Origin of the sequence: Pseudomonas sp. NPDC088429, assembly GCF_044753305.1 — a bacterium.
In the GTDB taxonomy this organism is placed as follows: domain Bacteria; phylum Pseudomonadota; class Gammaproteobacteria; order Pseudomonadales; family Pseudomonadaceae; genus Aquipseudomonas; species Aquipseudomonas rustica.
In genome coordinates, this window is sequence record NZ_JBIVMX010000113.1 from 1 (window position 1) to 8319 (window position 8319).

General features: G+C 58.3%; 9 protein-coding genes and 1 pseudogene. 5 read left to right on the forward strand and 5 right to left on the reverse strand.

The window, feature by feature from the left end; all coding sequences use genetic code 11:
* A pseudogene (crc, locus tag ACIP66_RS27645) lies at positions 1-435 on the forward strand (catabolite repression control protein Crc); the annotation flags it as partial.
* A gap of 80 nt (positions 436-515) precedes the next feature.
* Here crc and gltS read toward each other — a convergent pair.
* From gltS to rph, 5 genes are all read right to left on the reverse strand, one after another.
* A complete protein-coding gene (gene gltS, locus ACIP66_RS27650; RefSeq protein ID WP_400652351.1) occupies positions 516-1724 on the reverse strand; it encodes a sodium/glutamate symporter in 1209 nt (402 codons plus the stop codon).
* Between the two features lie 355 nt (positions 1725-2079).
* The gene (locus ACIP66_RS27655; protein ID WP_400652354.1) at positions 2080-3270 is read right to left on the reverse strand and encodes a M24 family metallopeptidase; all 1191 of its coding nucleotides are present in this window, start codon (positions 3268-3270) and stop codon (positions 2080-2082) included.
* 103 nt (positions 3271-3373) lie between these two features.
* On the reverse strand, positions 3374-4258 hold the full coding sequence (locus ACIP66_RS27660) for a helix-turn-helix domain-containing protein (RefSeq protein ID WP_400652357.1): 885 nt from the start codon (positions 4256-4258) through the stop codon (positions 3374-3376).
* A 29-nt stretch (positions 4259-4287) separates the two neighbouring features.
* Positions 4288-4656 (reverse strand): DUF4870 domain-containing protein, encoded by a 369-nt coding sequence (locus ACIP66_RS27665; protein ID WP_053125048.1) that lies wholly within the window; start codon positions 4654-4656, stop codon positions 4288-4290.
* Positions 4657-4684: 28 nt separating this feature from the next.
* Positions 4685-5407, reverse strand: a complete 723-nt coding sequence (gene rph, locus ACIP66_RS27670) for a ribonuclease PH (protein ID WP_016985814.1) — start codon at positions 5405-5407, stop codon at positions 4685-4687.
* A gap of 270 nt (positions 5408-5677) precedes the next feature.
* Between rph and ACIP66_RS27675 the strand changes: the two genes are divergently transcribed.
* The 4 genes from ACIP66_RS27675 to ACIP66_RS27690 form a co-directional block, all read left to right on the forward strand.
* Entirely contained in the window at positions 5678-6541 is an 864-nt protein-coding gene (locus ACIP66_RS27675) for a YicC/YloC family endoribonuclease (RefSeq protein ID WP_053125050.1), read from the forward strand.
* A gap of 12 nt (positions 6542-6553) precedes the next feature.
* Complete coding sequence (gene gmk / locus ACIP66_RS27680) at positions 6554-7174, forward strand: guanylate kinase (RefSeq protein ID WP_053125052.1); 621 nt, start codon at positions 6554-6556, stop codon at positions 7172-7174.
* Positions 7175-7341: 167 nt separating this feature from the next.
* Positions 7342-7605, forward strand: coding sequence for a DNA-directed RNA polymerase subunit omega (gene rpoZ / locus ACIP66_RS27685; RefSeq protein WP_016985812.1), 264 nt, complete (start codon positions 7342-7344; stop codon positions 7603-7605).
* A gap of 57 nt (positions 7606-7662) precedes the next feature.
* A partial coding sequence (locus ACIP66_RS27690) for an HD domain-containing protein (protein WP_400652363.1) occupies positions 7663-8319 on the forward strand: 657 nt, incomplete at its 3' end.

The window sequence follows — 8319 nt, forward strand, 5'->3', positions numbered from 1 at the left end:
GATGAGGAATTTAACCAGAAGTTCAAGCTCATTGACGACTTCGGCAAGTACCTGGACAAACAGCGACGCAAACGCCGCGAGTACATTTATTGTGGCTCGCTGTACGTGGCGCAGCAGAAGCTCGACATCAAGAACTGGCGCGACAGCCAGCAATCCCCGGGCTTCCTGGCGCCGGAACGCGCCTGGATGGACGAGATTGTCGGCAACATGGGTTATGTCGATGCCCTGCGCGAAGTCAGCCGTGAAGGCGACCAGTACAGCTGGTGGCCGGATAACGAACAGGCCGAGATGCTCAATCTGGGCTGGCGCTTCGACTACCAGATCCTGACACCGGGCTTGCGCCGCTTTGTACGCAGCGCACGTCTGCCGCGTCAGCCACGGTTCTCGCAGCACGCGCCGCTGATCGTCGACTACGACTGGACGCTGACCATCTAAGCGTCGAATCGCAGTCAAAAAAATGCCCGTATCGCGAGATACGGGCATTTTTTGTGCGCTAGCCTAAAGCGGGCTGAACCTCAGAGCGCGACAAACATCGGCAGGGCCAGATACAGCTTGATCACGATGACGTTAATGATGTCGATGAAGAACGCACCAACCATCGGCACCACCAGAAACGCAATCTGCGAAGGCCCGTAGCGCTGCGTCACCGCCTGCATGTTGGCGATCGCCGTCGGCGTGGCACCGAGACCAAAACCGCAATGCCCTGCGGCCAGCACCGCCGCATCGTAGTTGCGGCCCATCATGCGGAACGTCACGAAAATCGCAAACAGCGCCATGACCAATGTCTGCACCGCCAGAATGATGAAGATCGGCAACGCCAGCGCCGCCAGATCCCACAGCTTCAGCGACATCAAGGCAATCGCCAAGAACAGCGACAGGCTGACATTGCCCAGCACCGACACTTCCCGCTCGAACACCTGATACAGGCCCAGCGCCGAGAGGCCGTTGCGCAGCAACACACCGACAAACAGCACACAAACAAAGGTCGGCAACTCAAGCGCCGTGCCTTGCAACCAGCCGTTCAGCAGATTGCCGACCAGCAGGCTGACCGCGATCAGGGCCAGTGTTTCGATAAACGAAAACGGCGTAATCGAGCGCTCTTTGTTCGGCTGTTCAAAACCCTTGGGTAGCCGTGGCGCTTGCTGATTCTGGCAACCGGGCACCTCAACCCGCTTGATCAACAGGCGAGCCACTGGCCCACCAATCAAACCGCCCAGCACCAGACCAAAAGTCGCCGAGGCGATCGCCAGTTCAGAGGCAGAAGCCAAACCGTATTTCTCACTGAACACCGTGCCCCACGCAGCGCCGGTGCCGTGACCGCCCGCCAGAGTGATCGAACCGGTCAACAGGCCCATCAGCGGGTCAAGTCCGAGCAGAGTGGCGAGGCCAACGCCCATCGCGTTCTGCACCACCAGCAGCCCGGCGACTGCCACCAAAAAGATCCCAACAACGCGCCCGCCCTTTCTCAGGCTGGCGAAGTCTGCACTCAAACCGATAGTGGCAAAGAATGCCAACATCAAAGGCGTTTGCAGCGAAGTATCGAAGCGAACTTCAACATCCCGTGTTCGCATGATCAGAAGAACAAGCGCAACCAATAGGCCCCCGGCAACCGGTTCGGGAATATTGTAATTGCGCAGAAATCCAACGCGAGTAACTAAACCACGTCCCAGCAAAAGTACTAAGGAAGCGGCCACGAGTGTTCCGTAAAAATCGAGCTGAATCATTTTGATTATTCTTGGCTATATTCAGGGACGAGCTCTTTTCCTGAGCGCGCGCCGTGAATCGGCTGATTGTCTCAACACTGATTGCTGTGGAATTCAAGAACCTTCGATGGCTTGAATATATCGAAATATTTCAAGAGAAACATAACGCCGGGCAACTTTAACAATCGTCCATCGCCGATGCCAAGGACGGAGCCAGCACCAAGGCAGTGCAGTTGTGACTAAACATGTAAGAGCGAAAAATATATAACTAGATGACTACCATTCATCGGCAATAGATTAATCCTACATCCCAAAGAAACTAATCCCGTTGCATTCATGTAAATGCCCGTAGGTGAAACACGGGCATTTTTATTAATCAGAGAATTGTCTGACTGGAGATGTCTCGGGGCGCGCGCGTCAGGATGTCTGGCGTGTCGCCAATCACCACCGTGTCGTCGATCCGAAAGCCACCCAGCCCCCACTGAAAAATCCCCGGCTCAGCCGAATACACTTCGCCACTCATCAGCGGTCGCGTATTGAACGCCATGTCGTGGGGAAACTCATGGCCGACCAGCCCAAGTCCATGGCCCGTGCGATGGATGATCAAGTCCGCCACTCCATGCCGCTCGAAAACCCCTTGAGCCGCCGCATCTATCGCGCAAACCGGATTGCCCGTCACCGCCGCTTCGCACGCCGCTTCATTGGCTTCCCGCGCCGCGTCATACAACTGAATTTGCCGCGCCGAAGGCTTGCCGCAAAACCAGGTGCGCTCGTTCTCGATGATCAGACCGTTGATGCGCGGAATAATGATGTTCACCAGACCATGACCCTTCTCGATGCGTGCGCCGCACTGCCGACCATCGCCGTGGGGTGCACAGCTCGCCGGGCCGGACAGGGTGAAAAACTCAATGCACTGCACATCCTCACCGGGGAAACGATTAGCCGCTTCTTCGACAAACAGTGCGGCCATGCTCATGTCCAGCTCCTGAACCAGCCGTCCGGGGCGGATGTTTTCCCGGTAGCGATCCTGCAACCAATCCGTCAACGCACAGGCTTCGCGCATCAGTTGGATCTCTTCGGCATGCTTGACTAGCCGCAACGTGCGGCACTCTTCGGTCGCGTTTTGCAGCACCAACGATGGCAGCAAAGTACCGACGCGAGCCAACGGCGCCGTGATCGCGTCGACGCCAATGCGCGACCGATGCAGCCCGGCATCGCGCAAAGATTGTGCGACCAGCTCACTCCACTGACTGACCAAGGGCAGGCGATTTTGCACACGCGGATGCTCGGCATAAAAACGTGCATCCTCGATCCAAAGATGCCCGGCTTCTTTGGTGAAACGCCAATGATGCGTCGATAGCTCATGAGCGATCACAAACGGCGCGCCGTTCCTCGGTACGACGCACAGAATTGGCCGTTCCCACGTCTCTACGTCGGTATTGAAGTTGGTCGCAAACTGGAAGAAGTCGGCCTGGGTGAAAAGCAAAGCATCAAAGCCTTCGCGATCCATCAGCGAGTACATGAGTTGCAGGCGATAGTCGCGCACAGCGTGTCCGAGGTGTGCCATTGGCTGGCTCCGTGTCGTTGAAGTGCGGACAGTGTTCAACGAGGGCAGAGCTGACGTCGCGCCGATCCTTGCTCAATTGCCGGTACTTTCTTGCTCACGAGTTTTATCGGGACAGACGAAAATCCGTCGGGCTGATGCCATAGGCTTTACGAAAGACTCGGGCGAAATGGCTGGAGTCGGCAAACCCGGATTCCAGGGCAATTTCCAAAATAGTCTTGGCGGAGTTTTCCAAAGCGTTGCGCGCCCGTTGCAGGCGCACAACCAGTACGTGGGCATGCGGTGAAGTGCCAAAGGCGCGTTTGAATTCGCGAGCGAAGTGGAATTCACTCATCGCCGCAATTGCCGCCAACCGGGCAATGCAGAGCTTTTCGCAGGGGTGACGCTCGATGTAGCGCAAGGCATCCATCAGGCCTTGGCTGGCAACTCTTGGCTGGGTGCTCGAAAGCTCATAACTGTTCAATAAATGAGCAATTAATACCTGAACGCTTAGATCCGCCTGCTCACGGGCGCCCCGACTGTTGTCACCGATGGACAGCGCCAATTGCCGGGCCAGCAAATGAGCCACTCTGTCGTTTTGATACAGCGGCTGATGCGTTCCGCGAAATCCGGCGAAGCTCAATCCTTGCTCCTGCGCCGCAGCGGTCAACGCCGGCATTGGCAAATGCACATGAAGGATGTCGAAAGCGCTACGAGTGTCCCAGCTCGCGGATTGGCTGGGCTGCAGCAATCGCACCTGACCACTGTGAATCTGCCCATCCCACACCTGCCGGCCGCCAACAGCGGCACGCGACTGCATGGGCGCAAGCATCACGCTGAGCAAAACATGCTCACGCGGTTCAGTACGTTCAAAGTGATAGCTGTCTGTGGATGAACGCTGCCAGCGGAACACCGCAGCGCCGGTCGATTGCAGATCCGTCAGCACGGCGGCGGGTTTCATCCGCCATTCCTCGGTCTGCTGCTCGATAGAAGGAAAGACCAGCTGAGCCATTGCGCACTCCGCCCGTCAGGCCCGCGAGCCTACTTGATCAACCGCCAGGTAAACGGATACCGGTACGGATAGCCCTCGTTGGCCTTCACCCCGGCAATGATCGTCAGCACCAGTGCACCGATGCCCAGTATCACGATCAGGACGAAGCCAATGAGCAGCAGCATCAGCAGGAAGCAGATCAACGACGCAATCGCGACAGTGATCTGAAAATTCAGCGCCTCTTTGCCCTGGGCATCGATAAACGGATCCTTTTCACGCTTCATCTGCCAGAGAATCAATGGCCCGATCAGGTTGCCGAACGGAATCCAGATCCCCAGCAAAGCGGACAAGTGACAAAACATCGCCCATTGACGAACCTCTTGGCTCGGTTTGGGCAGCAGCGCTTGCTCGTCACTCATCGCACTCTCCTTGCGGTTATGAACCTGCTCAGTCAGCCAGTGCGGCCTTCTGCAGTTCGAAAATCTCGTTCATGCCTTGCTTGGCCAGTTCCAGCATGGCGTTGAGGTCTTCCGGCTGGAACGGCGCGCCTTCAGCGGTGCCCTGCACTTCGATGAAACCACCGGTGCTGGTCATCACGACGTTGAGGTCGGTCTCGGCAGCGGAATCTTCAAGATAGTCCAGATCCAGTACCGCTTCGCCCTGATACATGCCGACCGACACCGCGCCGATCATTTGCTTGAGCGGATCGCCGCCTTTCAGGCCGCCGCGCTTCTTGATTACTTTCAGCGCATCAACCAGAGCGACCATGGCGCCGGTGATGGAGGCAGTGCGGGTGCCGCCGTCAGCCTGGATCACGTCGCAGTCGACGTACAGGGTGACATCGCCCAGCTTGGACATGTCCAGCGCAGCGCGCAGGGAACGGCCGATCAGGCGCTGGATTTCCAGAGTGCGACCGCCCTGCTTGCCACGGCTCGCTTCACGCTGGTTACGCTCGCCAGTGGCGCGCGGCAGCATGCCGTACTCAGCGGTCAACCAACCCTGGCCCTGACCTTTAAGGAAACGCGGCACGCCGTTTTCGACGCTGACGGTGCAGATGACTTTGGTATCACCGAATTCGACCAGCACCGATCCTTCGGCGTGTTTGGTGTAGTTGCGGGTAATGCGGATCGAGCGGAGCTGATCGGCAGCGCGACCACTTGGACGTTTCATAGGAGATACCTGTACTGAGGACGGAAAACTGCCGAGCATTATAGAGCGGTGCACCGCGACTGGGCACGGGTTAAAAATTCGGGCCGACGACCGAGGGCCCTGAAACACGCATTACCGACGGGCTGCAGCCCTTTGTCACACCGTGTGTTTGGGCGCATTCGCCGCACTGCGCTACAATCCTGCGCCTTTGCTGCCAGTCGGCATAAATTCATTGATATCGCGCTTGCGGAACCCAGGTTTCGCGCCGATCTGCATTGCGAGGTTACCGCCATGGTGCACAGCATGACCGCCTTCGCCCGCGTCGAGAAAGCCGGCGTACAGGGCACCCTGAGCTGGGAACTGCGCTCGGTCAACAGTCGCTATCTGGAACCGCACCTGCGCTTGCCGGAAACCTTTCGCGACCTCGAAGGCGCGGTGCGTGAAGCGCTGCGTCAGGGCCTGTCGCGGGGCAAACTGGAATGCACCCTGCGTTTCACCGAAGAAAGCACCGGCAAAGCGCTGCAAATCGACCGCGAGCGCGCCGCGCAACTGGTTGCTGCCGCGGAAACCATCGCGGGTCTGATCAAAAACCCGGCAGCGCTGAACCCGCTGGAAGTCCTGGCCTGGCCTGGCGTGCTGGTCGGCGATGCAACCGATCCGCAGGCGCTGAACGCCGAGGCGCTGGCCCTGTTCAATCAAGGTCTGAAAGAGTTGAAGGCTGGCCGCGAGCGCGAAGGCGCGGAGCTGGCCCGGTTGATCAACGAGCGCCTGACATCGATCGAAGCAGACGTCGTGACCCTGCGTGAACTGGTGCCGCAGATGCTCGCGACCCAACGCCAGAAAGTCCTCGACCGCTTCGCCGACATGAAGGCCGAGCTGGATCCGCAGCGTCTGGAACAGGAAATGGTCATCCTCGCGCAAAAGAGCGACGTGGCCGAAGAACTGGATCGCCTGAGCACCCACATCATCGAAGTGCGCCGGGTGCTCAAGTCCGGCGGTGCAGCCGGGCGTCGCCTGGACTTCCTGATGCAGGAGCTCAACCGCGAAGCCAACACATTGGGCTCCAAGGCCTTTGATCCGCGCAGCACCCAAGCCGCCGTCAACCTCAAGGTGTTGATCGAGCAGATGCGCGAACAAGTGCAGAATATTGAGTAAGGCAACCCCGACATGACCCACAGCACCGGCACCCTGTACATCATTTCCGCCCCTTCGGGCGCGGGCAAGAGCAGTCTGGTCAAGGCTTTGACCGACGCCAACGCGGAGATCCGCGTTTCGGTTTCGCACACCACCCGCGCCATGCGTCCGGGCGAAGTCGACGGCGTGAATTATCACTTCGTAACGCGCGAAGCGTTTGTGAAGATGGGCGAACACGGCGATTTCCTTGAGCGCGCCGAAGTTTTCGGCAACCTCTACGGCACCTCGCAAAGCCATCTGCAGCAAACCCTCGACGCAGGTCACGACCTGATTCTGGAGATCGACTGGCAAGGCGCCGAGCAAGTACGCAAGCTGATGCCGCAGGCGCGCTCGATCTTCATTCTGCCGCCGTCGCTGCAAGCACTGCATTCGCGTTTGACCAACCGTGGTCAGGACAGCGACGAAATCATCGACGGCCGTATGCGTGAAGCGGTCAGCGAGATGAGTCACTACGTCGACTACGACTACCTGATCATCAACGACGATTTCGCCCACGCGCTGGACGATCTGAAGGCGATTTTCCGCGCCAATCAGCTCATTCAGAAGCGTCAGCAACAGCTTCACGGCAAATTGCTGGCCGAATTGCTCGGTTAATCAGCACTTCCCAAAAGGCCTGCAAGCGCTTTACATTGGCACTTGCAGCGCGTTGAAGGGCTTGGTTAAAAAATCAGCGCTTCCCTAATCGCTGGTGATTTTTTAAACTGTTGAGTCCGCTCGCCCAACCGGGCAGCGCGCATATTGCATTCGCTCCGAGGAATACCATGGCCCGCGTAACCGTTGAAGACTGCCTGAACCACGTGGAAAACCGTTTTGAGCTGGTCATGCTCTCTACCAAACGTGCCCGTCAACTGGCCACCGGCGGCAAAGAGCCACTGGTTCAGTGGGAAAACGACAAGCCTACCGTTGTAGCGCTGCGTGAAATCGCTGAAGGCCTGATGAGCTACGAGTTCATCGCCGAGCAAGAAATCGTCCAGGATGAGCCGCTGTTCGCAGCGTTCGAGGACGAGTCCAACGAGGCCGTCTAAGCCTATGCCTGGTCGACGTAGCACGGCGCGGGATCACAGCTTACGGCAGGAATCATCATGCCGAGCATAGACGCCCTCGCCGATCGCTTATCGACCTACCTCGGCAACGACCAGGTCAACCTGGTCCGCCGAGCGTATTTCTACGCCGAACAAGCCCATGACGGTCAACGCCGTCGCAGCGGCGAGGCGTACGTCACGCATCCTCTTGCCGTGGCCAATATTCTTGCCGACATGCACATGGATCATCAGAGCCTTATGGCCGCGATGCTGCATGACGTGATCGAAGACACCGGTATCGCCAAAGAAGCGCTGCAAGCGCAGTTCGGTGAAACCGTCGCCGAACTGGTCGACGGGGTCAGCAAACTGACCCAGATGAATTTCGAGACCAAGGCCGAAGCCCAGGCCGAAAACTTCCAGAAAATGGCCATGGCCATGGCGCGCGACATTCGCGTGATCCTTGTCAAACTCGCCGACCGCCTGCACAACATGCGCACGCTGGAAGTGCTGTCCGGCGAAAAACGCCGGCGGATCGCCAAGGAAACCCTCGAAATCTACGCGCCCATCGCCAACCGGCTGGGCATGCATGCGATCCGCATCGAATTCGAAGACCTCGGCTTCAAGGCCATGCACCCGATGCGTTCCGCGCGGATCTACCAGGCGGTCAAGCGCGCCCGCGGCAACCGCAAGGAAATCGTCAACAAAATCGAAGAATCC